The sequence below is a fragment of the Actinoplanes oryzae genome (assembly GCF_030757795.1).
Lineage (GTDB): Bacteria > Actinomycetota > Actinomycetes > Mycobacteriales > Micromonosporaceae > Actinoplanes.
The window spans coordinates 57675-83690 of sequence record NZ_JAUQWH010000012.1 but is presented as its reverse complement, the minus strand read 5'-3'; the positions used below and the strand labels follow the sequence as shown (position 1 = coordinate 83690).

The following is a 26016-nucleotide window of genomic DNA, read 5'->3' as shown; positions in this document are numbered from 1 at the left end:
CCGACCCGGCCCGCCCGATAGCGGCACATGCGAGCCGTCCCGCCCGGGCGGCCCTGTCCATCGGGAGACGAGGGCGATGGCCACCACCGAATCGCCGGCGCCGGCCGAGCGACCCAGGCACCGCGGCACCCGCCGCTGGGCCCGCCTGTGCGTCGCCGTGGCCGTCGTCGTCGCCGCGTTCGGCCTGGTGCTCAGCGCCGGCTCGCCGGACGTCGCCAAGACGGTCTCGAACTTCGGCCTCTGCGTCGCCGCCCTCGCCGCGGCCGCCGGCTGCCTGCGCCGGGCCACCACCCTGCGCGGCCGGCTGCGCGCCGGCTGGGCCCTGATCGGGCTCGGCATCCTCTCCTGGGGGCTCGGCCAGGCGGGCACGATCTGGCTCGACACGGTCACCGGCTCGGTGCCGCTGCCGTCGCAGGCCGACATCGGCTATCTCGGCATGGTGCTGCTGGCGCCGGCCGGGCTGCTCGTGCTCCCGGTCGCCGACCGCACCGCCGCCCAGCGCGCCCGCAGCGTGCTGGACGGGCTGATGGTCGCCACCTCGCTCATGCTGATGGCCTGGCTGTTCGTGGTCGAGCCGCTGCTGCTGGCGGGCAACGACAACCGCCTCGCCCTGTACGTCAGCCTCGCCTACCCGCTCGGCGACGTCGTCATCATCACGATCGTCATCTACATGCTGGCGTTGCAGCGGCGGGGCGGGCGGAACACCGCGCACCTCGCGCTGGTCGGCTGCGGCATCGTCGCGTTCGCGATGTCCGACATCGGGTACGCGTACCTGAACCTGATCGGCGCCTACCGGTCCGGCGGCGTCACGGACATCGGCTGGTTCGCGGGCTTCTCGCTCATCCTGCTCGCCGCGGTGCGCCCGGTGCCCGCCGCCGCGACCCCCGCGGAGCCCGACGGCGGCACGCGGCCCATCGGCGTTCTGCTCCCCTACGTGGCGGTGCTCGCGGCGCTGGTGACGAGCGTCGTCTACTTCGCCCGTACGGGCCAGAGCAGCGCCGTGGTCGCGTACAGCCGGTCCGCTCTGATCCTGCTGATCGTGGGCCGGCAGCTGCTCACCCTGCTGGAGAACCGGAGTCTGACCCGCGGGCTCGAGGAGCGGGTCGCCGACCGGACCGCCGAGCTCTCCGCCAGTGAGCAGCGCTTCCAGGCGCTCGTGCAGCACAGCTCCGACGTGGTGAGCGTGGTCGATCCGGCCGGCACGGTGCTCTACCAGAGCGAGAGCGTGCAGCGGGTGTTCGGCTACTCCGCCGCGGACCTCACCGGGCGGCCGCTGACCGTCGGGCTCGGCCCGGAGGCGAGCGCGGCGCTCACCACCGCGTTCGCCTCGGTCGCCCGGCGGCCGTACGCGACGACCGTGGTCGAGGTGACCATCCCGCACCGCGACGGGCGGCAGCTGCGCGCCGAGATCACCGTGACGAACCTGCTCGACGACGCGAGCGTCGGCGGGCTCGTGCTCAACACCCGCGACATCACCGAGCGCAAGGAGCTGCAGGAGCAGCTGGTCCACGAGGCGTACCACGACTCGCTGACCCAGCTCGCCAACCGCGCGCTGTTCCGCGAGAAGGTCGCCGAGGCGCTGTCCCGCCGGCCGGCGAGCGAGGACGTCACCGTGCTCTTCCTGGACCTCGACGGGTTCAAGGAGGTCAACGACAGCCTCGGGCACCTGGCCGGCGACAAGCTGCTGGTGCAGGTCGCCGCCCGGCTCGCCGGCTCGGTGCGCGAGGGCGACGTGGTGGCCCGGTTCGGCGGCGACGAGTTCGCCGTGCTGATCTGCGCCGAGTACGGCACGGACGACGTGACCACCGTCGCCCGGCGCATCGTCGACGGGCTGCACGAGCCGTTCCGCATCGACGAGCGGGAGCTGCACGTGCGGGGCAGCGCGGGGCTCGCCGCGTTCAGCGACCTGGGCACCGGCATCGTGACGCGGCCCGACATCCGTCCCGGCGACGGCGACCGCGACGACAACCACGCGGACGACGCCGAGCAGCTGATGCGCAACGCCGACCTCGCCATGTACAAGGCGAAGGCCGCGGGCGGCAGCGGCTGGGCCACGTACGACCCGGCCATGCTCGCCGGGCTCGTCGAGCGCCTCGAGCTGGAGGCCGACCTGCGCCGCGCGCTCGACCGCGACGAGCTGGAGCTGCACTACCAGCCGACGATCGACATGACGGACAGCCGGGTCGTGGGCTTCGAGGCGCTGGTGCGCTGGCGGCATCCCGAGCGCGGGCTGATCCCGCCGCTGAGCTTCATCCCGATCGCCGAGGCCACCGGGCTGATCGTGCCGCTGGGCCACTGGGTCATCGCCGAGGCGTGCCGGCAGGCCATGGCGTGGGCGGCCGAGACCGGGCAGCCGCCGGTGAAGATGGCCGTCAACGTGTCGGTGCGGCAGTTCGACCGTACGGACCTGTCCGAGGTCGTCCGCGGCGTGCTGACCGAGACCGGCATGCCGGCGGACAAGCTCTGCCTGGAGATGACCGAGAGCGTCCTCATGACCGACACCGAGGAGAACCTCGCGCAGCTGGTCCGGCTCAAGGCGCTGGGCGTCACCCTGGCGATCGACGACTTCGGTACGGGCTACTCGTCGCTCGCGTACCTCCGGCGCTTCCCGGTCGACACGCTGAAGATCGACCGCTCGTTCGTGATGCACCTCGGCGGACAGGCCGACGACGCCGCACTGGCCGGCACGATCGTCCAGCTCGGCCAGAGCCTGGGCATGTCCACGGTCGCCGAGGGCATCGAGGAGTACGGCCAGCTCGCCGCGCTGCGCGACATGGGCTGCACGTTCGCCCAGGGCTTCTACTTCTCCCGTCCCGTCCCCGCCGGAGAAGCGGGCCGCCTGTTGTCGCCCGCACTGGAGATCTCATGACCTGGCCCGACGCGCTGTCCCCCGAGTTCCTGGCGCTGGTGGACCTGCCCACCCCGTACCTGGTCACCGATCTCGACACGGTCGCCGACCGGCTGACGGCTCTCCGGGCGGCGCTGCCCGGCTTCGACGTGCACTACGCGATGAAGTGCAACCCGTCGCCCGAGATCCTGGCGACCGTGCACGCGCACGGCGGCGGCTTCGAGGTCGCGTCGCTCGGCGAGCTGCGCATGCTGGAGGCCGCCGGCGTCGATCCCGCCGGCGTGCTCTACAGCAATCCGGTCAAGCCGCCGGCGCACATCGCGGACGCGTACGCCGCGGGGTTGTGGCGCTTCGCCTTCGACTCCCCCAACGAGCTGCGCAAGATTGCCGAGTACGCCCCCGGCGCCGCCGTGTATCTGCGGCTGCACGTGGACGACGCGTCCAGCTCGTTCCCGCTGTCACGCAAGTTCGGCGCGGAGCCCTCCGAAGCCCACGATCTGCTGATGCTCGCGAGACGGCTGGGGCTGCGTCCGTACGGGATCACGTTCCACGTCGGGTCCCAGTGCCCGGACCCGTTCGCGTGGCGGGCCGCCATCGGACTGTCCGGCCGCATCATGTCGTCGCTCCTCGACGAGGGCATCCTCCTCGACATGCTCGACATCGGCGGCGGCTTTCCCTCCTCCTACGTTTCCCCGGTGCCGTCGATCTCCGCGATCGGCGACGTCGTGCTCGAGGCCGTCGGCGAGCTGCTGCCGTACCGTCCCCCGCTGCTCGTGGCCGAACCCGGCCGCTACCTGGTCGCTTCGGCCGGCGTGATGGCGGCCGGAGTGATCGGGCGCGAGCTGCGCGGCGGCGCGAACTGGCTGTTCGTCGACGTCAGCGCCTACCACGGCATGATGGAGACGATCCAGCTGCCGACCGGCTGGGACTATCCGGTGTGGACGACCGCGCCGGGCCACGGCGCCATGCCCACGCTGCCGTTCACGGTGACCGGGCCGAGCTGCGACAGCGCCGACACGATGTTCCACGGGCTGCACCTGCCGGCGTCGATCGACGTCGGGGACGTGCTCTACCTCGGGTCCGCCGGGGCGTACACCGTGTCGTACGCGTCCTCCTTCAACGGCTTCCCGCCGCCCACCCCGCTGTTCGTGGGGTCGGCGGTGCACGCCGCGCTCCCTGTATGAGACGCGGCGGAGGGCATCGCCGGATAGGCGCGGTCGGGCTGCGCCGGGCCGGACGGCTGCGCGAACTCCTCGTCGCCGGCGTCACCGACTCGTTCGGCATGGCGCTGGGATGGACCGTCCTCGTCCTGTTCGCCGTCTCGCGCGGCGGGCTGGCCGAGGCCGCCCTCTACAACGCCGCCATGCTCCTCGGCGTCGTGCTGTCGGCGCCGGTCACCGGCTGGCTGTCCCGCCGCTTCCCGGGCCGCGGCCTGCTGCGCGGCGCCGCCGGCACCGAGCTGCTGCTGCGGGTCGGCGCCCTGGCCGGCCTGCTCGCCGGCCTGCCGTCCGCCCTGATCGCCGCCGCCGTCGTCGTCATGAACATCGCCGCCTGGACCGGCTTCGCCGCCATGCGCGCCGAGGTCGCGGCCGTCGACGCCGGCCCCCGCGCGATGACCCGCTACGCCCTGGCGATCGCCGCCGTCGAGGCCGCCGGCACCGGCGTCGCCGCGCTTCTCCCGGTCGACCTGAACGGCCACCTCCTCCTCGCCGTCTACGTCGTCTACGGCGGCTCGCTGATCCCGACCCTGCTCAGTGCCCGCCGCGCCCGGATGACACCGCTCGGCGCCGCCCGTCGCGTCATCCCCGGCCGCACCCTCGGCTACGGCGCGATCAGCCCCGTCGTGGCGGCGCCCCGCATCGTCACGGACCGCGCCTTCGACCGCGCGTTCTTCGGCCGCGCCTACTTCGACCGGCGGCGCAGGCTCGCCGTGTCCCCGCGCGTGCTGGCCGCCGGCGGTGGCGTGATGCTGCTGGCCGCCGGGCCGACCCTGCTGGCCGTACCGCTGACCACGGAGTTGCACGGCCGGCACCTGGTCGCCCTCACCGCCGTGGCCTTCAGCATCGGCTGCCTCCTGGCCACCGCCGCCGTCAGCTTCCTGAGCAGGTCGAACCTGCCACCCGCCCTACGCTGGACCCTGTGGGGCCTCGTCATGCTGATCGGCTGGCTCGGCGCCCCGCTGCACGCGAGCGCGGTCATCGCGGCCCAGTTCCTGGCGGGCCTGAGCCAGACCGCCTTCGAGGGCGACATGGACGCGTTGATCGCCTCGGAGGCGCCGGCGGACGGGGTGACGACGGCGCTCGCGTACAGCGCGTCGGTCCGGGCCCTGGGCGGCTCCATCGCGGTGAAGCTCCTGCCGACCCTGGTCGCCGCGCCGCAGATCGACCACGCGGTGAGCGCGGCCGTCCTGATCCTGGCCCTGGCCGCCCTGACCCTGTGGGCGGCGACGACCATGCCCTGGATCCGCCGGGCCGAGGCACCCGTCTAGCGGATCTCGAACCCGCTCAACCCCTCGGCCGGCCCGTCCTCGACCTCGACACCCGTGACAACCGCCTGCGGCGGGCCGTCATGCGCCCAGGCCACGACGGCGGCGACGGCATCCGGCTCGCCCTCGAAGACCGCCTCGACCCGGCCGTCGGCCAGGTTCCGCACCCAGCCGGCCACCCCGTGCTCCCCGGCGACCCGCCGCGTGGTGTCGCGGTAGTAGACGCCCTGCACCCGGCCCGACACGAGCACCCGCCTGTGGATCACCCGTCCAGCCTAGTCGTGGTCCTGCGTCGGATCAGCGAACGGCAGCTATCCATCCAGGGTGACTGACCGCATACTGTGCGCTTCGGCCCGCGGACGTTCCTGAGAGGTTGCGGACGACGGACATGGTGATGAGCGATCGGCCACGGCCCGGCTCGGCCGATGAACAGGTGCTCTGCCACGCGCTGGAGAAGCTGCGCGGGCGGGGCGGCCTGCGCGCGGCCCGCCTGCGGGCGGAGGCCAAGGGCATCGCGGAGCCGCTGCTGGACCTGCCGGCGGTCCGGCGCTGGGCCACCCTGCACGACCTGGACCTCCCGCACGCCGCGGTCGCCGTGGTCACCGAATGCGTCCGCACCGGCCTGCGCGGCTCGGAACGCATCGTCGCCGACGCGGTCCTCGGGCTCGGCGCCTTCGGCAAGGAGTACGCACGGGCCGGCGTCGAGCCCAAGGTGATCGCCGACATCGCCTCGGATCTGCTCAGCCGCCGGCGCCGAGCGCTGCTCGGGTCGTGGTCACGCCTGCACGCCGCCCTCGGGGTGCATCCCGACGAGACGCCCAGCGACCGGAGCCTGCGCGGCAGCCACGAAGGTCAAGTGCTCCGCGAGCTGGCCCAGCACCTGCTGTCCAGCTCACCGGCGGTCCTGGACAACCGCACCCCCGCAGTGCACAACGGTCACCGCCTCGGCCGGGTCGTCGTGGTCGGCGGCGCCGTCATGGACGCCACCTTCAAGACCAGGGTGCTGCCGGCGCGGGAGATGTCCAGCGAGGCGTACGCCTTCGACCTGTCCCCCGGCGGCAAGGGGCTGATGCAGGCGATGGCGGCCTCCCGGCTGGGCCTGGAGGTCTCGCTGCTCGCCGCTGTGGCGGACGACCCGTTCGGCGCCCAGATCCTCGACCACCTCCGCCACGAGGGCGTCGACACCTCGATGATGAAGGTGGTCGAGGACGTACGCTCGCCGTTCACCGGCATCATCGAGTTCGAGCTGGGCGACAGCCTCGCCGTGAACTGGCGCAACGACCACGAGGTACGCCTCGACGTCCGCGACGTCGAACGCGCCCTCCCGGCCATCGCCGCCGCCGACGCCCTGCTCGTCACATTCGAGATCCCGCGCGAGAGCCTGCAACGCATCATGAGCCTGATCGCCGAGCGGGGCGACGACCGGCCCCTCGTGATCGTCACCCCGGGCCAGCCCTACGACGACGGTGTCGTGTCGGGCAAGGCCCTCGCCCAGGTCGACTATCTGGTGGCCCACCAGTGGGAGATCGGGCGGTACGGGCCTCCGGGCGAGCTGCCGTACGACACCGACCCGGTGGCTGACCGGCTGCTGGGCTACTACGGCGTCGAGACGGTGTGCATCCCGGTCACCGGCGGATGCCGGATCTACTCGACGACCGCGAGCGGCTACTTCGACGTGCCCACCATCCCGTCGCCCTACCGCGAGTCGTCGGCGGCGCGTGACGCCTTCTGCGCCGCCCTCGCCGCCAAGCTGATCGACCAGCGCGGCGAATTCTCGGAGAGCGTGGCGCTGTGGGCGACTGCGGCGATGGCGGCCGCGGCGGCGGACCACGGCGTGGCGAACCCGATGCCGGACCGGCGCCGCATCGACCAGATGCTCGCCCGCTCCCGCCTCAGCGTCGTGCCCCGCTTGCCACGCGACGCCGTCCCGGGAGCGCCGGGCGACGCCGCGCCGGGCGACGTCGTCTCCGGCTCGTCGGAACAGACGCCGGCGTGATCCCGGCTCACAGGAGCAGACGCCGACGTGATCCCGGCTCATCGGAGCAGACGCCGACGTGATCCCGGCTCATCGGAGCAGACGCCGACGTGATTCCGGAGCGAGGGCCTCGGTTTTCCCGCGCATCCGCAGGCAGAAGATCAGCGAATCCGCCAGCCTGACGCGGCTCTGCTCGAACGTGTCGTCCGGACAACGCTTCTGCAGCTCCGGCAGAGCGGCGGTACCGAACTGCGATCGTAATTGACGCGGGCTCACGTATTGCTTGTTGTGATAGAGGTAGGGCCGCGGCCCGACCGTGATCCATTGTTGCCAGTTGGCCGCCCGGTAACTGGCCCCGGTGAATCCGAGATTGGTGTCGACCGCCGTGGTCAGCAGCTCCACCCGGGGATGCGACCGGCGGATCTCGTCGCGCATCCGGGCCAGCAGATAGGAGATCGCGTTGGGCGGGGCGGTGTCGCAGGAGTAGACCCGGGAGACGTCCATGATGTTCTCCTGGGCTATGCCGAAGCGACCGCGCAGGTGAACGGCAACGCGCCGCCATTGCAACGGCGAGACCGTGCCGATGCTCACCGGCAGGCCCGCCCGCGGGTCCAGCAGGGCGAAGCACAGCGAGCCTGCGCGGGCGCTGCGCAGGTAGTGCCGGGCGGCGAGAACGGTGTTCGCGGCCTCCGGCCTGATCGCGGCGAATTTGAGGTCACGCAACTCGAAGCTGTCCTGCGGCACGAGCCCCGCGGTGCGCCTCTCGTCGTCCCGCAGTTGGTGGGCGGCGGTCTCGAGTGCGGCGCGGACCTGTCGGTTCCCGATCGTCCCCTGTCGCCCGCTGGCGACCCGGGGCAAGTGCAACAGGGTGCGGACGATGAGGGCACGCAGGCCGACATCGAAGTGCTTGGCCACCTCGGCGGCCCAGTCGCTGAACGGCGGCTCGACGGCGACGCACTCGCTCAGCCGGACGCGCCGGCCCGCGGAGGCGGGCGCGGAAGCCGGCTCCGTCCGGAGACCGACGCCTCCGGACGTGGTCGGCACTGACACGGCAGGAATTGTAAGCCTCCCGGCTGGCGGAATGGGTGCCGCACCGCCTCGCCCGCCAAAGAATCGAAAGTGGCCGAACTTTGGCGGCAACTGGCAGGGTCACCCGCCGGCGGCGCGGCAAAAGGTTGCGGATCTCGATATGAATGCTGCCACGGCACCGGACGATGCCTCGGAACCGGGCGCCAGAATCGCGTGTTGACCCCCGTTTGCCCTCCGGTTGAATGGACGGCACGGAGCTCCCGGCCGAACTGTAGACCGGCGGCCGGGGCCGGGCAACCCCCTGCGAGGAGGAGCAATGTCCGCAACCGAGCTGGTGATTCTCGTCGCTCTCGCCGTCGCCACACTGATTGCAGTGACGCAATGGCGGAAGGTGATTCTGCTACTGCTCTCCGTTGTTATTGCCGTCTTCCTCTATGGGATCGTCGACCTGGCCCGGGCGGTCGCCCGCATGACCGAGATCTGATTCCGGCGCTCAGGCGGAGCCGTCGTGGGCGGCTCCGCCCGCTTCGCTGATCTCCCCCGGCGAGGGCGACCTGGCGGCACGGTCGGCGGCCACCCGGTCGGAGTGGCCCAGGCTGCGGCCCGGGGCGATGCGGTCGCGGACCAGGACCTTGAGGTCGGCCAGCTCCGGATGACCGCTCGCGGCCCGTGACCACAGCAGCTCGCCGTCGAGGCGGACGTCGAAGATGCCGCCCGTGCCGGGGATCAGGGCGACCTCGCCGAGTTCCTTCTGGAAGGTGGTGAGGAGTTCCTGCGCCGTCCAGGCGGCGCGGAGGAGCCAGCGGCACTGGGTGCAGTATTCGATTTCCAGGCGGGGGCGGCGAGTCGTCACGGTAGCAGTATGCACCGTGCGGGCTGCCCTAATAGAGGTTCGTCTATGGAGGGCACGCGGGCCGGGCGTCAGATGCGATAGGTCGATCGGACGGAGGCGGGGAACAGCTCGTCCACGGTCAGCGGTTCCGGGGTGATGCCCTGCTGGTGGGCGTACCGGAGAAAGGTTTCCAGGGTCCGGCGGTTGGGCTCGACGCCGTACGGAAAGGTGGCGCCGGCGGCGAGGGACGGCAGCCAGGGCACGGGGAAACGGGAGGCGTTCAGGTCGCGGAGGCGGTCGAGGCTGCGGTCGCGTGCCTCGGTGAAGGCGGTGAGGAGATTGGCGGCGAGCCACGGGTGGGCGTCGAGGACGTCTCGGCGGATGACCACCACGTGCATGATCGGGAAGATCCCGGTACGCCGGTGCCAGTCGCGCTCCCTCTCGACGGCGTCCGGCCACCACGGCACGACGCCGGGATGCGCCGGCGGCCGCGCGGTGATGACGGCGTCGAGGTCGCCGGCGACGAGCATGTCGGTCAGGGTGCGATCGGCGACGATCTCGATCGGCACGGGCGGGGTGAACAGTTCGCGCCGGCCCGTTTCGCGCACGCCGGCCTGGAACCAGCGGACCGCGTCGAGGCTCAGCCCGTACTCGTCGGCGAGGATGCCGCGCACCCACACGCCGGCGGTCTGAAACCATTCCGGTACGCCCACCCGGGCGCCCGCCAGATCCGCGACGGCCGAGCCGCGGGCCACATAGATCGCCGAGTGCCGGAAGACGCGCGACGGGAAGACGGGTATCGCGGCGAGCGTGCCGTCGCGGGCCAGCGCCACGTATTTCGTCAGGGACAGTTCCGACACGTGCCACTCGCGGAAGCTGGTGAACCGGTAGAAGATCTCCTCCACGTCCAGCTGGAGGCAGGTGAGCTCGACCCCTTCGACCGGCACCCGGCCGGTGACGAGATCGCGTACGTGGTCGTAGTCGCTGATCGCCAGCGTCAGGGGCACGCGGCTCATCCGCCGACCAGGGCGGTGACGTCGGGCGGGGTGGTCAGGTAGCCGTACTCGCGGGCCAGCTCGGCGGTGCGGGTGAGCAGCGCGGCGCCGACGTCGGTGCTCCACTCCGGCAGGACGACGCGCGCGGCGACCTCGGGGCTCAGCTCGATGTAGGTGGGCAGGATGCGGCGGACCTCGTCCGGATGGCTCTGGGCGTACGTCAGGGAGCGGTTCATCGCCGTGCGGAAGCGCGCGACGACGTCCGGGTCGGAGCCGGCGAATGCGGTGCTGGTGAAGTAGCTGGCCACGGGGAAGTGCGGAGCGATCAGCGGGTACGGCCGGAGGACCGCCGTGACGCCGCCGGCCGTCTTGATCGCGCTCGCGAACGGCTCGACGGCCCACGCTGCGTCGACGCGCTTCTGGGCGAGGGCGGCCTGCATCTGCGGGAACGGGATCTCGACGAAGTCGACCGTTGCGATGTCGACGCCGCTCGCCTGCAGGCCCGCGTTGATGGACAGCGAGCCGACGTTGTTGAGGTTGTTGACCGCGATGCTTCTGCCCGCCAGGTCCCGCGCCGTGCGGATCGGACCGTCCGCGGGCGCGAAGATGACGGCGTAGTCGCCGGCGGGCGCCTGGTTGCCGGCGGCGACGATGCGGACGGGCGCCTTCTTCGACGCGGCGATGAGCAGCGACGTGTTGTTGGAGAAGCCGATCTTCTGCTGGCCCGACACGACGCCGGCGACGATCGTGGCACCGGACTGACCGGGCCGCGGCGTCACGTCGAGCCGCTCCGCGGCGAAGAAGCCCTGTTCGATCCCGAGGTAGAGCGGGGCGACGTCGATGACCGGGACGATGCCGATCTCCAGGGCGGTCCGGCCGCTCCCGTCCGGCGAGCCGGCGCAGCCCGCCGCGACCAGCGCGGGCACGAGGAGAACCAGGCGACGGTTCATGCCGTGAGCTTACATCGGCTGTCATCGATGCTAGTTCCGGAACCTGCCGCCACCTGCGGCAACGGAGAAAGCGCTTCCCGAGCGCCTCACCAGGCATTGACACCCGTCGAGGGAGAGGTTCAGAGTGGCAAACCAAAGAGCGCTTTCCCCGATTTGTAGCAGCGCTGTAACCCCCACGTCACACAGTCCCCTTGCTCTTCCCCGTCAAGGAGGGACCCCCGCATGAACAGACGCCTGGCCACCCTCGGCCTCGCGCTCACCGGCATGCTCGGCGCTTTCGTCATGACGCCCGGCCCCGCCTCGGCCGCCGAGGTCGTGGTCTCGCAGGGCAAAGCGACCACGTCGTCGTCCGACGAGTGGTCCGGCACGCCCGCGTCCGCCGCGACCGACGGCAACACCGGCACCCGCTGGTCGAGCGCGTTCACCAACCCGGCCGAGTGGCTCAAAGTAGATCTGGGCAGCACGACCGCCGTCACGCGCGTCGCGCTGAATTGGGAGGCCGCGTACGCCACGGCCTTCACGGTGCAGTTCTCCACGGACAACCAGACCTTCACGAACGCGACCCCCACGCTCAGCGGGAACGCCGGCGCGCAGAGCATCACGGTCAGCGGCAACGCGCGGTACGTGCGGCTCAACCTCACATCGAAGGCACTTCCCGCGTACGGGTACTCGCTGTGGGAGTTCCAGGTCTTCGCCAACTCCGGCGGCGGGACCGGGGGTGGGACGCTCCTGTCGTACGGGAAACGGGGTGTCGCCTCGAGCGAGCAGAACGACGTCAACTGCAACCCGTGCACCGCGGACAAGGCGTTCGACCGTGACCCGGCGACGCGGTGGGCGACCAGCTCGACGACCGGCTGGGTGGACCCGGGCTGGATCTACGTCGACCTGGGCGCCACGGCGACGATCAGCCGCGTGGAGCTGCAGTGGGATCCCGCGTACGCGACGACGTACAAGATCCAGGTCTCGCCGGACGCGAGCAGCTGGAGCGACATCTACTCGACCACGACGGGCAAGGGCTTCAAGGAGGTCCTGAACGTCTCGGGCACCGGCCGGTACGTGCGCATGTACGGCACCGCGCGCGTCGGGCCGTACGGCTACTCGCTGTACGACTTCGACGTCTACGGCACCGGCGGCAGCCCGACCGCGCCGCCCGCCCAGCCCGCCGACCCCACCTTCCCGGCGACGCGGCTGGTGTGGCACGACGAGTTCGACACGGGCGCCGGCACCAAGCCGAGCACGGCCAACTGGTACTCCGACTTCGGCGTCCCGCAGAACGGCGAGGTGCAGTACTACACCGACACCTTCAACAACGCCACCATGGACGGCGCGGGCCACCTCGTCATCGAGGCGCGCAAGGAGGCCTCGAACGGCCGCGACTACACGTCCGGGCGGCTCAACACGAGCAAGAGCTTCAATTTCCAGTACGGCCGGGTCGAGGCGCGCATCAAGGTGCCGAAGGGCAACGGGCTGTGGCCGGCGTTCTGGATGATGGGCTCCGACTTCCTCACCGGGCGCCCGTGGCCCTACAACGGCGAGATCGACATCATGGAGATCCTCGGCCGCAACACCAACGAGGGCTACTCCACGCTGCACGCCCCGCAGTACAACGGCGCCGGCGGGTACGGCCAGAAGTACACGGCGCCCGTGGACCTGTCGCTGGACTACCACACCTACGCGGCGGAGTGGGACAGCAAGGGCATCCGCTTCTTCCTCGACGGCACGCAGGTCTTCAACGCCGCGAAGTCCACCGTCGAGGCGACCCGCGGGCCGTGGATCTTCGACCACAAGTTCTACGTCATCCTCAACCTGGCGGTCGGCGGCGACTTCCCCGGCCCCATCGATGCCACCACCCCGTTCCCCTCCCGGATGCTCGTCGACTACGTGCGCGTCTACCAGTAGTCCGACGGCGTCCGGAACGCCGGGGCAGGGCCCCCATCCCTGCCCCGGCGGCACCTCGTCAGCCACGCCTTCACCGTCCCGTCCGCCGGGCCGGCGGATCGGCGGATCGGCGCCGATGTCTCCTCCGCCGACCTGCACAGGGCCGGACCCGGCGTTCCCGTCGGCGCGCGACCGCACGGGCTTCCCAGCGCGGGGAACCGGCACCACGGCGACGCCCGGGCGGGGGCGGACAGACCCGATGCGCGGACTGATCGACGAGGCGGGACCGGGCCGGGGACGGTGCGGGGCTACGGAGAGCGCATGAGCAAGATCGATGCCGGTGCTATAACAGAGCGCATGAGCAGCCGGGGCGGCCGGGGCGGTCAGCACCCGACGATGGATCAGGTGGCGGAGGCGGCCGGGGTCTCGCGGGCCACGGTCTCCCGGGTCATCAACGGTGCGCCCACGGTCGACGCGAAGATCCGGGAGATCGTCGAGCGGGCCATCGCCGACACGGGCTACGTGCCCAATGTCGCCGCCCGGTCGCTGGTGACCCGCAAGTCCAACTCGGTGGCGCTCGTCATCTCCGAGCCCGATCGGCCGCACGACTCGTCGTTTCTCAACCGGGTCTTCACGGATCCCTACTTCGGGCGGATCACGGCCGGCGCCACCGCCGCGCTGCGGCCGCACGACATCCACCTCGTGATCATTCCGACCGACTCGGCGGATCATCATCATGTGCTGCGCTACCTGCGGCAGGGGCATGTGGACGGCGTGCTGCTGATCAGCAGTCACGAGCGGGATCCGCTGCCCCGGCAGGTGCACGATCTCGGCATCCCCGCCGTGGTGTCGGCCCGGCCGGCGGCGCCGCTCGCGGCCAGCTTCGTCGACGTGGACCAGCGGCTGGGCGCCCGGCTCGCCGCCGAGCATCTGCTGGCCCGCGGGTGCCGCACGCTCGCCACGATCAGCGGGCCGCTCGACATTCCGTCGGGGCTGGACAGGCTCGAGGGCTTCCGGGCCTACCTCAAGGGGCAGGGGCTGCCCGGTGTCCCGAGCCTCGAGGGGGACTTCACCCGGCGCGGCGGGGAGGAGTGCGCGCGGCGGCTGCTGGAGGCGTACCCGGAGATCGACGGTTTGTTCGTGGCCTCCGACCTCATGGCGGAAGGCGCGCTGCGGGCCGTGCAGGACCTCGGGCGCCGCGTGCCGGAGGACGTCGCGGTGGTCGGCTTCGACGACAGCAGTGCCGCGCTCGACTGCCGGCCGCCGCTGACCACCGTGCGCCAGCCGGTCGAGGAGATGGCGGCCGAGATGGCGGGGCTGCTCATGGCGCACATCGCCGAGCCCGGCCGCCTGCCGCGGTCGGTGACGTTCCAACCGACCCTCGTCGTCCGCGAATCCGCCTGACCGGCCCGCCCCGGAGACCGTCCACGCGCGAAATTCGCCGCGCACGAACACAGCGCACCACCGATCGCCCGCGCGGGCGGGCCGGCCGGGACTCCGCCGGATCGGCACGCGCGCGCATCGGTCACCATGAACGCGTGGGCGACCTGCTGATCAATCTCCTCGCCAGTGTCATCGCCGGGACGGCCGTGTGGCTGGCCCAGTTCGGGCTCCGGCGCCGCCGCCTCGACCGCAAGCGCGCCTTCTTCGGCGTGGCCGACGGCTCGACCAGTCTGCTCGTCACGTCCCGGCACTACGCGTCGCCGAGCGAGCACAGCGTCCACCGCGACGACGCCGGCGCGCTGATCGAGCTGGCCACCCTGGTCCGCGAGTGCGGCGGCCGCCCGGACTTCGCGACCGGCGCGGACGTCCCCCGGGAGCTGGGCCGGGTCACCGAGTTCAGCGTCGGCGGCCCCACCACCAACCCGCGCGCCGCCGTGCATCTGCGGGCCGTGCTGCGCGGGATCGAGTTCCGGGGCGAGGAACCGCCGCCGGGCGGTCGCTGGCCGAAGCTGACTCTCGTCGTCGGCGACCGGGAGTTCGTCTCCGGAGCCGGCGAGCGCTATGCCGTGCTCGCCCGCTTCACGCCGCCGGCGGGGACCCGGCCGGTGTTCTTCATCGGCGGGCTGACGGCGCTGGCCAACCTCGCGGCGGCGCGGTACCTGGGCGCACACCACGACGAGCTGCGGAAGACGTACGGGGAAGGCGGTTTTGCCCTGGTGCTGCGCGTGCGGGAGCCGCAGGCCTACGGGACCGACTTCACCGAGGTCGTGGCCGACGTGAGCGAGGTCGCGTTCCAACCGGCCGCATCGGGTGAAGACTGAGGGCATGGACATTCTCGTCGCGGGCGGCCACGGCAAGGTCGCGCTCCGCCTGCTCAAGCTGCTCGCCGATCAGGGACACACCGCTCGCGGGCTGATCCGCTCCGAGGCGCAGGCCGACGACCTGCGCGCGGCCGGCGCGGTGCCGGTGGTGGGCGATCTGGAAAACGACGCTTCGCTCGAGGCGTACGTGCGCGGTGCCGACGCCGTCGTGTTCGCGGCCGGCGCCGGTCCGGGCAGTGGGGCCGCGCGCAAGAAGACGGTCGATCTGGGCGGTGCCGTCAAGCTCGCCGACGCGGCCAGAGCCCTGGGCGTACGCCGCTATGTGATGGTTTCCTCGATCGGCGCCCAGGATCCGGCCGCCGGGGGCGAGTCGATGCGGCCCTACCTGGAGGCCAAGGCGGCCGCCGACGAGTACGTGCTCGGGACCGGCCTGGACGTGACGATCGTCCGGCCGGGCTCGCTGACCGACGAGCCGGCGACGGGGCGGATCCGCGCCACCACCGAGCTGGGCAACCGGGGGCCGGTGACGCGGGACGACGTGGCTGCCGTTCTCGCGTACGTGCTCGGGGCGCCGGAGACCGCGGGCCTGACCTTCGAGCTGTTCAACGGCGACGACCCGATCCCGGACGCGATCGCCGCGTTGCACTGACCGCAGCCGGGCCGCAAACTTTGCCCGAATTTCCCCTCCCACCGCCCTGACCTGCGCGGATGACCCCTATCGAGGTCTCCGCGCGGGTGTGCTAAGGGGCAGCGTCATCGGTTGACATCACTGGGTCCGACGGCCAAGGTGAGCGAGAGAGCGCTCTCACCGGGCGCCACGGCCGGGGCGCATCCCCCTTCCTTGTCCGCCCCCGAAGCGTCCCCGGCCGGCGCGGGATCCCTCCCGGCGACTCCGGCCGGGCCCGTGCCACGCGGGGGCCGACAAGGAGTGACTGTGGGCAACCACCGCATCAAGCGCCATCGCAAGACCTGGCTCGGCCTGGCTGTTGCTGCCGTGGCCGTCCCCGCGGCCATCGCCGTCATCCCCCACGCGGACGCCGCCTCGCTCGACCTGCTCCCGCTGACCGTGACGAACAACTCCGGCCGCGGCGAGGCCGTCCACCTCTACGTGCTCGGCGAGTCCGGCGGCAAGCTGGGCTACGTCACCGAGAGCGGCACGTTCACCCCGTGGACCGGCGGCGCCAACCCGCCCGTGCCGGCGCCCGACGTGTCGATCGACGGTCCGGCGAACGGCGCCAGCAAGACCATCGAGGTGCCGAAGGGCCTGTCCGGGCGCATGTACATGTCGTTCGGCGACAAGCTCGACTTCAAGCTCGCGCAGGACGGCGGGCTCGTGCAGCCCGCGCCCTGGGCGGCCGGCGACGCGAACAGCAAGATCCTGTTCGACTGGTCCGAGTTCACCTACAACGACGCGGGCGTGTTCCTCAACAGCTCGCAGGTGGACATGTTCGGCGTGCCGCACGCGGTCAGCGTCACCGGCTCCGACGGCACGACCGCCAAGACGGGTGAGCTCAAGCCCGGCGGCCGCAACGCCGTCATCGACGCGATGAAGGCCGACGCCGACTTCAGCAGCCTGATCCAGACCCGCGACGACGGTACGGTCCTCCGCGTCCTGTCCCCGGGCAAGGGTGCGGACGGCGGCAGCTTCGACCCGGACTACCTGGCCGGGTACATCGACCAGGCGTGGGCCGCCTACGCGGGCACCGACCTGACCGTAAAGCCCTTCGCCGACCAGCCGGACAAGATCTTCAAGGGCCGCACGTCGGGCGCCACCATGACCTTCACCGACGCCACGGGCGCGCAGGTGGCAACCTTCACCAAGCCGAGCACCGCGAACGTCTGGGGCTGCGACGGCGCCCTCGGCGCCCCGAACGACCTGGTCGTCGGCCCGATCGCCCGCAGCCTGTGCGCCGCCCTGCAGCGCACGACCCTGGGCACGCAGGCCGTGGAGCCGAGCACCGACCCGGCGACGTTCTACCGCAACGAGCCGACCAACGAGTACGCCAAGGCCATCCACGAGAACATGATCGACGGCAAGGCGTACGCGTTCGCCTTCGACGACGTCGCGAACCAGGAGTCGCTCGTGCACAACGGCGACCCGACGTCGATCGGCATCACGCTCACGCCGTTCCAGTGATCCGCTGACGAGGAGGGGCGGCGCACTTGCGTCGCCCCTTTTTCGCGTCGCCCTTTCTCGCGCACCCCCCTTTCACCGCCCTTTTTCGGGTCGCCCCCTCTACGCGCACTCCGCCCCTTCACCGCCCGCGGCCGCGCCCGCGACAGCCGGACAGGTCAGCGCGCCGGGGCCAGGGCGGTCAGGATCTCCTCGGCCCGCTCGCCGGCCGCGCGCGGGTCGCCGTCCGGGGAGCCGAGGAACGGGTCCCAGTTCAGGTCGTAGAAGAGCTCGGTGACGCCGGCTTCGGCGTACAGCTGGGCCCCGCCCTTGATCTGTGCCCAGGTGCCGGAGAGCACATTGCCCTCCTCGCGCAGCCCCGGACGCACGGCGCCGCGGACGACGATCCGGATCGTGTCGGGGTCGCGGCCGGCCTCCTCGGCGGCGCGGCGCACGATCTGCGTGCCGCGCTCGATGTCGTGCAGCGAGGCGGTGCTGCTGCTCACCCAGCCGGCGGCCAGGCGTCCGGCCCGGCGCAGCGCGCTGTCGGCCTTCGCCCCGAGCAGGATCGGCGGCCCGCCCGGCTGGACCGGCGCCGGCGCCATCGTGCTCGGCGGCACCCGGTAGAACTCCCCGCCGAAAGCCGCCACCTTGTCGTTGAACAGCGTCGCCAGCGCCGCGAGATATTCTTCGGTGCGCTTGCCGCGCGGGCGGGGGTCGGAGTTCGTCGCCGCGAATTCCACGTCGGACCAGCCCGTGCCCAGCCCCAGGTCGAGCCGGCCGCCGGAGAGCACGTCGAGGGTGCTCGCCTGCTTCGCGAGATAGGCGGGGGCGACGAACGGCAGGTTGATCACCGCGACGCCGAGCCGGATCGTGGTCGTGCGCGCGGCGGCCCAGGTGAGGGCGAGCAGCGGATCGAGCACGCTCTGATAGACCGGGGCGAGCTGCTGGTCGGCGCCCACGAGCAGCCGCTGGAACGACCACAGCCCGTGATAGCCCAGCTCCTCGGCCCGCATCGCGAACCCGGTGATCGACAGCGGCGTCGCCCACACGCCGGACACCGGGCACGAACAGCTGATCAGCATGCCCCCACCGTAGTGCGGGCCGGTCGGCTGCCCCGCAGATCTTTCACCATCTGCTGAGCCGTGACCGCGAACCCGAGCCGGTCGTAGAGCCGCCGCGCCCGCGTGTTGGCCCCGTGCACGTCCAGCCCGATGCGGCTCAGCCCCTGGTCGCGCATCCTGCCCTGCACGGCCGTCAGGGCGCGCGTCCCGAAGCCCCGGCCCCGGTACGGCTCGTCGATCTCGATCTGGAAGAGCCACCCCATCCCCGGGTACGCCCGCCGGGGCGGCCCGATCCACGCCCACCCGACCTCGGCGCCGCGCGCGGTGACCGTACACATGTGATCGTGCGGGTTGCGCAACTCCGCCAGCCGGCGCTCCGCCGTGTGACGAGCAGCACCCGGCGTGAGGTGTTCGTCCTCCTGAAGATCCAGCGCATACTCGTCCACCAGAGCCGCGAGCCGCCGCCCCGGATCGGCAAGCGTGACCAGCCCCACGCCCTCCGCCGCCGAAGCCCCGGCCAGCTCCCGGGCCCGCTGCTGCGCGACCACCCCGTAGCCGAGACGCTCGAAGAATCCACTGTCCGGACCGGGCAGCTCGACGTCGGCCCTGCTCCGCCCCTGCGCCCGCAGCCGGCGCTCCGCCGCGGCGACAAGCCGGCTGCCGTACCCCCGCCCGCGATGCGCGGGATCGACGTACAGCTCGGTGATCCCGGACGTGCCGGGCCGCACCCGGACCCGTCCCACCTCCCGCCCGTCCACCACGGCGGCGAGCAGGCCACCATGCGTGGCGGTGATCACGGGCATGCGCTCATCATCACCGCCACGGCCGGCCTCAGGCGTTCTCGGTGGGGGTGTCGCCGGCGGCGAGCAGGTTGCCGATCGACGCGGCGCGCTCGGGGCCGTAGAGGTCGCGCAGCATCGCGGCGGCCTCCTCGTCGCTGCGGGACATCGTGATGCCCGCCAGCACCGTCTGCGCGCTCTGCTCCGGGCTCTGCGCCAGGGCGTCGAGGGCGGCCTTGACCTCGGCGTTGGTCTCCGAGTTCTGCACGGCCTGGGCGATGGCGGCGAGCACCTGACCGTGCTGGCTCAGGGTCGCCGGGACGCCGGAGATGATGTTGAGGTAGCTGCCCTTGCGCGGCGGGCCCTGGTTGGCGCCCTTGCCGTCACCCACCATGTAGTCGCGCATGATCTGAAGGTCACGCAGGTGCGTGCCGACGGTCCGGGTGGGATACGCCTTGTCACCGATCTTGGCGTTGAGCAGCATGCCCGGGAACTGGGCCTTCATCTGCTTCATGACCTCGGCGGCCACCTCGGCGGCACTCGGCATCTCGTCCTCCTCGGCTTCCAGCAGCCCCCACGGGCTGGTGTCGTTCTCCTGGGCGGTGGTGTAGCGGGCGCTGAAGTGCGCGTGCTCGGTGTGCGGGCTGGCGCCGGTGTAGTCGCGCGCCGTCCAGCCCCAGGACCGGCTGTAGATCTTGCGGTTGTAGATCACGTACTGCAGCCGGTTGTCCGCGCCCGACTTGTGCTTCGCCACGATGATGTTGACGCAGCGCTGCATCGTCCAGCCGGACTTGCGCAGGTTGGTGTCCACGTCGATGGCGTGGACCTCGTTCTTGCTGTCGGCGTCCTCGTAGGGGGTGTTGCCCGTCTCGTCGGGGTTGTGGTCCGACGACGAAGCGGCATGGCTCGTGTCTCCGATCGACCCGTCGGAGGCCTTGTCCCGGCTGGGAGCGAGCTTGTTGAACTCGGTACGCAGAGAGACCAAGCAGGGCACCAGGACCCAGCTCGCCATGGGGTATCTCCTCTCGCGTTCACGGATGGTGACCTTGACCCGACGTGCGATACGGATCAAGCACGGCTCGCGGTTCACCCGTAGCGGGGTCTGATCCGTCCTGTTTCAGCCGCTTGGCGCGCCAGAGAATTACCCCGGATTCCGGACACGAAAAACAACTTGCCCGAAAGGGAGACGAAATTCGCGCAGCGTCCAAGATCGATATCGCTGCGTACCGGGCCTTCAGCCGGCCGTGCTCTCGGCTGTGCGCCCGGCCGTCGGTCAGCTGTCGACGCCGGTTGCGGCGTGCGGGCTGCCGACCGGTTTGGACTGTGACGATCCGCGCTGTCGCAGATAGATGGAGAGCACGGCCATCGAGGCGACGGCCAGCAGCTCAGACTGCCAGTTCTGCAGGGTGCGGTTCCAGAAGTCGGGCTCGGTCACGTACGTGCTCCAGCTCACCGGGTCCTGCAGATTGCCGAGCTGCTCCTCGTTGAAGGCGGCGCGTCCGGCGATCGACTGCGCGAGCCACGAGAGGAGGAAGAGAGTGCCCATGACCAGTCCGAGCGAGTTCGAGAAGACGACGAGCCGGAAGCCGTGCACCTTGGCCCACCGGGGCGAGCCCTCGTCGGCGTACTGGCCGATCTTCTGATCCTTCTCGGTCTCCCGCCCGGCCTGGTCGAGCGTCTTGGACTCCGGTGAGCCCTTCTGCAACAACCACACCGTCAGGAAGATGTACGTGAAGAACTGCAGATATTCGGACTGCCAGTTCTCGGCCACGTCGACGCCGAAGCTGGCCGACGTCACGTAGCGGCCGAACGAGATCGGCTGCAGGCCCTCGGTCAGCTGCTGCTGGTTGTAGTCCGCGTGGCCGGCGACGGCCTGCAACACCAGCACGATCACGAAGGCGAGCCCGAAGACCAGGCCGAGCGAGTTCTCCCGCACGAACCGCCTCATCGGTGCAACACCCCCAGAGCGATCACGTACGCCACTCCGAGCACCACCACGAGCAGTAACAACGTGAACTGGGTGCGCACAGTCAGTCCCCCTGCAACGCGCAGTCGTAGGGCCGGTCGGTGCGCGGCTCGCAGCCGGCCGCCACGACGCGCCACCCCTCGGGGAAGACGGCCAGGAAGAGGGTGTCGTCGTCGAGGCGTACCTGGGCCCACTGGCCGTAGACGTCGGAGCCGGTGACCTGTCCGGGGGCCGGCAGATCCTGGTCGAGGATCGCCTGGTCGCAGGCCTGCTCCGCGGAGTCCTCGAGCTCGGACCTGGTGCCGGGCGCGAGCATGCCGCACGCCTGGGCGCCGTCCCGGGCGGCCACGGCCGTCAGCATCCGGACGGCGACCGCCGAGGCGGCGTCGCCACGCTCCTGCACTTCACCGCATCCGGCCAGCGCCACTACGAGCACAGCCGGTAACCAGCGTGTCAACACCGCATGCGCTTTCCCCGGGCGACGGAATTCCAACCGCGCCTCTTCCCGCTCAAAGCACAGTAATCTGCGCATATGGGGACGACACTGCAGGCCGGCAACGAGGCCCTGTACGAGGCGGCATTCCGGACCGGCGACTATGCGGAGGCGGAAAGCACCTTCCAGCACCTCCTCGACCGGGCTCGTGAGACCGGCGACCGGGCCCTGGAGGCGGCGGCGCTGGACCGGCTCGGCATGCTGGCCCACTTCCGGGCCACCGAGGACGGCCTGCCTTCGGCCTTCTCCCACGAGCAGCACCTTTTCGAGCAGGCGCTGGCCATCCGCCGCGAGCTCTCGGACCTGGCGGGCATGGCGGAGTCGCTCTTCGGTCTGGGCCTGATCCACCAGGTCTTCCACAACGACTGGCAGACCGCGATGCCCCTCTACCGAGAGGCGCTCGACCTGGCGGAGCAGCACGGCGACCTGCTGCTGCGCTCGGAGATCCACCGCCACATCGGCTTCTACTACACGGCCGGTGACCTCCAATCGGACCAGGCGCTGCACCACTTCCGCATCTCGCACGAGCTGCGCACCGAACTCGGCGACCCCCGCTGGATTCCCGGCGGCACGGTGGCCCTCGGCCTGGCGGAGATCGCCGACGGCCTGCGCGAACAGGGCCTGAACCACATCCGCGAGGCGTTGCAACAGGCCAAGGACGCCGGCCTGAGCCCGCAGCGCGTGGCCTGGATCGAAGACTTCCTCCGCGACGCCGAAGCCACCCACTGACCGGACCGCCGGCCCGCCCCGCTCACTCGCCCGCCGACCGTCCCATACCGGCCGCGGCTTCCGTCACCCTCCAGCCGTCCCACCGTGGCGGCGGCCTTCGCGGCTCAGCCACCCCCCACGTCCGCGCCCTCCGTCGCGCACCAGCGGTCCCGCTACACCCGCATTTCCGGCGCCCCTTGCCGTCCCGGGCTGCTCAAGGTGCACGGCGCGCGGGGCTGCACCACTGTGGCCGCGGCAGTCCTCGCCCGGCCTCTCTTCGCCCGGCCTCTCTCCGGAACAGCGAAGCCCGGGGTCGCGCACCCCGGGCTCCGTCATCTCCCTTTGCGTCCCGCCGTCAGGCAGCACCGTCATCGGCTCGCCGCCGTCGGCCGTCAGGCAGCCGCAACCTCGATCTTGCGCGGCTTGGCCTGCTCGGCGACCGGGATGCTCAGCGTGAGCACGCCGTTGTCGTAGCGGGCCTCGAGCCGGTCGGTGTCCAGCGTGTCGGACAGGAAGATCTGCCGGCTGACCGCGCCCACCTGCCGCTCGGTCAGGACGTACTGCGCGCCCTCGGCGGCGGAGCGCTTCCGCTCGGCCTTGACCGTGAGCACCTTGCGGTCGACGGTGATGTCGATGCTGGCCGGGTCGACGCCGGGCAGGTCGATGTCGATGAAGAACATGTCCTCCACCCGGTACGCATCGAGCCGCGCGCCCGACGTCCGGGTCGCAGTCTCGAAGACCCGGGCGGTGAGGCGGTCGAAGTCACGGAACGCATCATTACGCAGCAACATGGAAATCTCCTCCGGGTACAAAGTTGAGCGTGGGACGCTCAAGTCTCACAACCGCCTCCCCACCCCGCTCCTTCCAAGTCACTCCGTGACCTCCGCCACCATGCCCGCGGGGACCACACACCGCCGCCCGCCGGCGGGCAAGTGCTCGGGCGGCCGCCGGCCCGTCACGCCAGGCGGAAGTCCGCGAAGTCGAAGCCGGGCGACACCACGCAGCTGACCAGCACCGGCTCGTCGCCGGCCGGGAACGCCGCCTGCCACACTCCGGCCGGCACCAGCGCCTGCGGGTTGCCCCGGTCGACCCGCACCACCTCACCGGGCTCCAACGGCTCCGCCCCGGCACCGCCGAAGCGCAGCTCCAGCTCGCCGGAGTGGAGGAACCACAGCTCGTCCGACTTCACGACGTGCCAGGCGGACGACTCCCCCGGCTGCAGGAGGAAGTAGATCGCGGTCGCCGTCGCGCGCGGGCCTTCGTACCCGTCGGGGTGGAGCTCGGTCGTGGACCGGTAGGTCTCGCGGAACCAGCCGCCCTCCGGATGCGGTTGCAGATCGAGGGTCTCGGCCAGCGGGGGTCGCTTCGTCATGCGGACAGTTCTACCCCTCCCGCAAGGCGCGACAGCGGTTGTCCACAGGCCCAGACCAGCCGCGTACGTCACACCCGAACTTATCCACAGCCCGCCCCGGCGTTCGAACATTTGTTCTAGAGTCGTCGCCATGACAGAGCTGGCAACGATCCTGCATGCCGACCTGGACTCGTTCTACGCGTCGGTCGAGCAGCGCGACGACCCGGGCCTGCGCGGCCGTCCGGTCCTCGTCGGCGGCGGCGTCGTGCTGGCCGCGAGTTACGAGGCGAAGGCGTGCGGCGTGCGCACCCCGATGGGCATCGCCCAGGCGCGGGCGCTCTGCCCCGCCGCGATCGTGGTCCCGCCCCGGATGCGGGCCTACACCGAGGCGAGCCGGGCAGTCTTCGCCATCTTCCGCGACACGACGCCGATCGTCGAGGGCATCTCCATCGACGAGGCCTTCCTGGAGGTCGGCGGCCTCGCCAAGATCAGTGGCACGCCCACCGACATCGCCGTCCGGCTGCGCTCCGAGGTGCGCGAGCGGGCCGGGCTGCCGATCACGGTCGGCGTGGCCCGCACCAAGTTCCTGGCCAAGGTGGCGAGCGGCGTCGGCAAGCCCGACGGCCTGCTGGTCGTGCCGCCGGGTGAGGAGCTGGCGTTCCTGCATCCGCTGCCGATCGAGCGGCTGTGGGGCGTCGGCCCGGTCACCGCGGGCAAGCTGCGCGATCACCACATCCGCACGGTCGGGCACGTCGCGCGCGTCGGCGAGGCCGCTCTGGTCACCATGCTGGGCGCGGGCGCCGGCCGGCATCTGCACGCGCTGGCCCACAACCGTGATCCCCGCCGCGTCCGCACGGGTCATCGTCGCGGGTCGATGGGGGCGCAGTGTGCGCTCGGCCGGCGGGAGCGCGCGTTCGAGGAGATCGTGGCGACGCTGGCAGCTCTGGTCGATCGGGTCACGCGGCGCATGCGGGCGGCCGGCCGGGCCGGGCGCACCATCACGCTGCGGCTGCGCTTCGGCGACTTCACCCGGGTCACCCGCTCGCACAGCCTGCTCAAGCCCACGCTGCACACCCGCCCGATCCTGGAGACCGCGCAGGCGCTGCTCACCGCCGCCCGGCCGCTGATCGACGACCGGGGCCTCACCCTGGTCGGCGTCTCGGTGGGCAACCTGGACGGCGACGGCACGGTGCAGCTCGAGCTGCCCTTCGAGGAGCAGCACGACAACGGGCTCGATGTTGCCCTCGACGCCGTGCGTGACCGGTTCGGGTCGTCGTCGGTCACCCGGGCCGCCTCGCTGGGCCGGGAGCTGCACCCCTCCGTCCCGATGCTGCCGGACTGAGGAGGCGGTTATGCGTGAGCGTGGCACCCATCCGACCCGGCGCTGCCGAGTTGAGGAGGGCACCGCACCCGTCCGGACGCGGCGTGCTTTCGACCCGGCGACGCCGGAAGCAGCGGGGTCAGGTGCGGCGGCGCAGGAGGTAGGTGTCCATGATCCAGCCGTGCCGCTCGCGGGCCTCGGCTCGCACCTGCCGGATCTCGTCGGCGACCTCGTCCAACGGGCCCGAGACCAGCAGCTCGTCCGGCGTGCCCAGGTAGGCACCCCAGAAGATGTCGACCTCGTCCGGCCGCTCCACCGCACCGAAGGTCTGGTGCGCGTCCAGCATCACGATCACGTCGCCGACCTGCTCCGGCCAGCCCTCGGCGAGCCGGCGCCCGGTGGTCACCTGGAAGGGCCGGCCGACCCTGTTGAGCCCGATCCGGTGCTTCGCGGCCAGCGAGGAGACGCTGCTGATGCCGGGAATCACCTCGTACTCGAAGGTGGTGAGCCCACGCGCCAGGATCTCGTCGAGGATCGCGATCGTCGAGTCGTAGAGCGAGGGGTCGCCCCACACCAGGAAGGCGCCGACCTCGTCGTCCAGCAGATACTCGCCGATGAGCGCCTCGGTCACCTCCGACCGCCGGTGCCGCCAGTCGGCGATCGTCCCGGTGTAATCGGCCGGCGTCCGGTCCCGCTCCGGGTCGCGGCCCTCGGCGATGCGGCGGCTCGGCTTCCCGTAGGCCTTCAGCATCGACCGCCGCAGCTCGATCATGCTGTCCTTGGCCTCGCCCTTGTCGAGCAGGAAGAACACGTCGGTCCGCCCGATCGCCTTGGCCGCCTGCAGGGTGAGGTGGTCGGGGTCGCCGGCCCCGATCCCGATGACATAGATCTTCCGCACGGGAGAAGTCTCGCAGGTCACCGCCGGACCCTTCGCGCGGTCCCGCATCACCGCCGTCGCCACCCTC

The 26016-nt window shown here is 71.5% G+C and carries 25 protein-coding genes; 12 read left to right on the top strand and 13 right to left on the bottom strand.

Annotation, left to right across the window (positions count from 1 at the left end):
- Positions 1-76 precede the first annotated feature (76 nt).
- Genes RBH18_RS06785 through RBH18_RS06775 form a run of 3 tightly spaced genes read left to right on the top strand, consistent with a single transcriptional unit; the run spans position 77 to position 5336 of the window.
- Positions 77-2869, top strand: a complete 2793-nt coding sequence (locus tag RBH18_RS06785; protein WP_306205085.1) for a putative bifunctional diguanylate cyclase/phosphodiesterase — start codon at positions 77-79, stop codon at positions 2867-2869.
- Entirely contained in the window at positions 2866-4032 is a 1167-nt protein-coding gene (locus RBH18_RS06780; RefSeq protein ID WP_306205084.1) for a type III PLP-dependent enzyme, read from the top strand. The genes RBH18_RS06785 and RBH18_RS06780 overlap by 4 nt, the downstream gene beginning before the upstream one ends.
- Complete coding sequence (locus RBH18_RS06775) at positions 4029-5336, top strand: hypothetical protein (protein ID WP_306205083.1); 1308 nt, start codon at positions 4029-4031, stop codon at positions 5334-5336. The genes RBH18_RS06780 and RBH18_RS06775 overlap by 4 nt, the downstream gene beginning before the upstream one ends.
- Here the strand turns inward: RBH18_RS06775 and RBH18_RS06770 are convergent.
- Positions 5333-5599 (bottom strand): acylphosphatase, encoded by a 267-nt coding sequence (locus RBH18_RS06770; protein ID WP_306205082.1) that lies wholly within the window; start codon positions 5597-5599, stop codon positions 5333-5335. The two genes, RBH18_RS06775 and RBH18_RS06770, sit on opposite strands and share 4 nt — an antisense overlap.
- A gap of 128 nt (positions 5600-5727) precedes the next feature.
- Here RBH18_RS06770 and RBH18_RS06765 point away from each other — a divergent pair, with 128 nt between their 5' ends.
- The gene (locus RBH18_RS06765) at positions 5728-7329 is read left to right on the top strand and encodes a PfkB family carbohydrate kinase (RefSeq protein ID WP_306205081.1); all 1602 of its coding nucleotides are present in this window, start codon (positions 5728-5730) and stop codon (positions 7327-7329) included.
- A gap of 69 nt (positions 7330-7398) precedes the next feature.
- Here RBH18_RS06765 and RBH18_RS06760 read toward each other — a convergent pair whose 3' ends face one another.
- The gene (locus RBH18_RS06760) at positions 7399-8223 is read right to left on the bottom strand and encodes a Mom family adenine methylcarbamoylation protein (protein ID WP_306205080.1); all 825 of its coding nucleotides are present in this window, start codon (positions 8221-8223) and stop codon (positions 7399-7401) included.
- 430 nt (positions 8224-8653) lie between these two features.
- Between RBH18_RS06760 and RBH18_RS06755 the strand changes: the two genes are divergently transcribed.
- Positions 8654-8821: a hypothetical protein gene (locus tag RBH18_RS06755; protein ID WP_306205079.1), complete on the top strand. Its 168-nt coding sequence runs from the start codon at positions 8654-8656 to the stop codon at positions 8819-8821.
- 9 nt (positions 8822-8830) lie between these two features.
- Here RBH18_RS06755 and RBH18_RS06750 read toward each other — a convergent pair whose 3' ends face one another.
- The 3 genes from RBH18_RS06750 to RBH18_RS06740 all read right to left on the bottom strand — a co-directional run bounded on the left by RBH18_RS06750 (position 8831) and on the right by RBH18_RS06740 (position 11114).
- A complete protein-coding gene (locus RBH18_RS06750; RefSeq protein ID WP_306205078.1) occupies positions 8831-9190 on the bottom strand; it encodes a SelT/SelW/SelH family protein in 360 nt (119 codons plus the stop codon).
- 68 nt (positions 9191-9258) lie between these two features.
- Complete coding sequence (locus RBH18_RS06745) at positions 9259-10185, bottom strand: type 2 periplasmic-binding domain-containing protein (protein ID WP_306205077.1); 927 nt, start codon at positions 10183-10185, stop codon at positions 9259-9261.
- Positions 10182-11114 carry an ABC transporter substrate-binding protein gene (locus RBH18_RS06740; RefSeq protein ID WP_306205076.1) on the bottom strand — a complete coding sequence of 311 codons (933 nt, stop codon included), beginning with the start codon at positions 11112-11114 and terminating at the stop codon, positions 10182-10184. Before RBH18_RS06740 ends, RBH18_RS06745 begins: the two co-directional genes overlap by 4 nt.
- Positions 11115-11336: 222 nt before the next feature.
- On the opposite strand from RBH18_RS06740, the gene RBH18_RS06735 reads away from it, so the two are divergent.
- From RBH18_RS06735 to RBH18_RS06715, 5 genes are all read left to right on the top strand, one after another.
- The gene (locus tag RBH18_RS06735; protein WP_306205075.1) at positions 11337-13013 is read left to right on the top strand and encodes a discoidin domain-containing protein; all 1677 of its coding nucleotides are present in this window, start codon (positions 11337-11339) and stop codon (positions 13011-13013) included.
- Between the two features lie 300 nt (positions 13014-13313).
- A complete protein-coding gene (locus RBH18_RS06730; RefSeq protein ID WP_306205073.1) occupies positions 13314-14396 on the top strand; it encodes a LacI family DNA-binding transcriptional regulator in 1083 nt (360 codons plus the stop codon).
- A gap of 134 nt (positions 14397-14530) precedes the next feature.
- Positions 14531-15256, top strand: a complete 726-nt coding sequence (locus tag RBH18_RS06725; RefSeq protein ID WP_306205072.1) for a hypothetical protein — start codon at positions 14531-14533, stop codon at positions 15254-15256.
- A 4-nt stretch (positions 15257-15260) separates the two neighbouring features.
- Complete coding sequence (locus RBH18_RS06720) at positions 15261-15905, top strand: SDR family oxidoreductase (RefSeq protein WP_306205071.1); 645 nt, start codon at positions 15261-15263, stop codon at positions 15903-15905.
- A 285-nt stretch (positions 15906-16190) separates the two neighbouring features.
- Positions 16191-17393, top strand: coding sequence for a glycoside hydrolase family 64 protein (locus RBH18_RS06715; protein ID WP_306205070.1), 1203 nt, complete (start codon positions 16191-16193; stop codon positions 17391-17393).
- A gap of 155 nt (positions 17394-17548) precedes the next feature.
- Here the strand turns inward: RBH18_RS06715 and RBH18_RS06710 are convergent, their stop codons facing one another.
- The 5 genes from RBH18_RS06710 to RBH18_RS06690 all read right to left on the bottom strand — a co-directional run bounded on the left by RBH18_RS06710 (position 17549) and on the right by RBH18_RS06690 (position 21581).
- Complete coding sequence (locus RBH18_RS06710; RefSeq protein ID WP_306205069.1) at positions 17549-18454, bottom strand: TIGR03619 family F420-dependent LLM class oxidoreductase; 906 nt, start codon at positions 18452-18454, stop codon at positions 17549-17551.
- Positions 18448-19236, bottom strand: coding sequence for a GNAT family N-acetyltransferase (locus tag RBH18_RS06705; protein WP_306205068.1), 789 nt, complete (start codon positions 19234-19236; stop codon positions 18448-18450). Before RBH18_RS06705 ends, RBH18_RS06710 begins: the two co-directional genes overlap by 7 nt.
- A 28-nt stretch (positions 19237-19264) precedes the next feature.
- Positions 19265-20224 carry a hypothetical protein gene (locus RBH18_RS06700; RefSeq protein WP_306205067.1) on the bottom strand — a complete coding sequence of 320 codons (960 nt, stop codon included), beginning with the start codon at positions 20222-20224 and terminating at the stop codon, positions 19265-19267.
- Between the two features lie 261 nt (positions 20225-20485).
- Positions 20486-21160, bottom strand: coding sequence for a DUF6766 family protein (locus RBH18_RS06695; protein ID WP_306205066.1), 675 nt, complete (start codon positions 21158-21160; stop codon positions 20486-20488).
- An 82-nt stretch (positions 21161-21242) separates the two neighbouring features.
- On the bottom strand, positions 21243-21581 hold the full coding sequence (locus RBH18_RS06690) for a hypothetical protein (RefSeq protein ID WP_306205065.1): 339 nt from the start codon (positions 21579-21581) through the stop codon (positions 21243-21245).
- A 129-nt stretch (positions 21582-21710) separates the two neighbouring features.
- Between RBH18_RS06690 and RBH18_RS06685 the strand changes: the two genes are divergently transcribed.
- On the top strand, positions 21711-22400 hold the full coding sequence (locus RBH18_RS06685; protein WP_306205064.1) for a tetratricopeptide repeat protein: 690 nt from the start codon (positions 21711-21713) through the stop codon (positions 22398-22400).
- Positions 22401-22771: 371 nt separating this feature from the next.
- Here the strand turns inward: RBH18_RS06685 and RBH18_RS06680 are convergent, their stop codons facing one another.
- Both RBH18_RS06680 and RBH18_RS06675 read right to left on the bottom strand, forming a co-directional pair.
- The gene (locus tag RBH18_RS06680; RefSeq protein ID WP_306205063.1) at positions 22772-23170 is read right to left on the bottom strand and encodes an Hsp20/alpha crystallin family protein; all 399 of its coding nucleotides are present in this window, start codon (positions 23168-23170) and stop codon (positions 22772-22774) included.
- A gap of 164 nt (positions 23171-23334) precedes the next feature.
- The gene (locus RBH18_RS06675) at positions 23335-23751 is read right to left on the bottom strand and encodes a cupin domain-containing protein (RefSeq protein WP_306205062.1); all 417 of its coding nucleotides are present in this window, start codon (positions 23749-23751) and stop codon (positions 23335-23337) included.
- Positions 23752-23881: 130 nt separating this feature from the next.
- Between RBH18_RS06675 and dinB the strand changes: the two genes are divergently transcribed.
- Entirely contained in the window at positions 23882-25072 is a 1191-nt protein-coding gene (dinB, locus tag RBH18_RS06670; protein ID WP_306205061.1) for a DNA polymerase IV, read from the top strand.
- Between the two features lie 118 nt (positions 25073-25190).
- Here dinB and cobF read toward each other — a convergent pair whose 3' ends face one another.
- The gene (cobF, locus tag RBH18_RS06665) at positions 25191-25949 is read right to left on the bottom strand and encodes a precorrin-6A synthase (deacetylating) (protein WP_306205060.1); all 759 of its coding nucleotides are present in this window, start codon (positions 25947-25949) and stop codon (positions 25191-25193) included.
- Positions 25950-26016 lie beyond the last annotated feature (67 nt).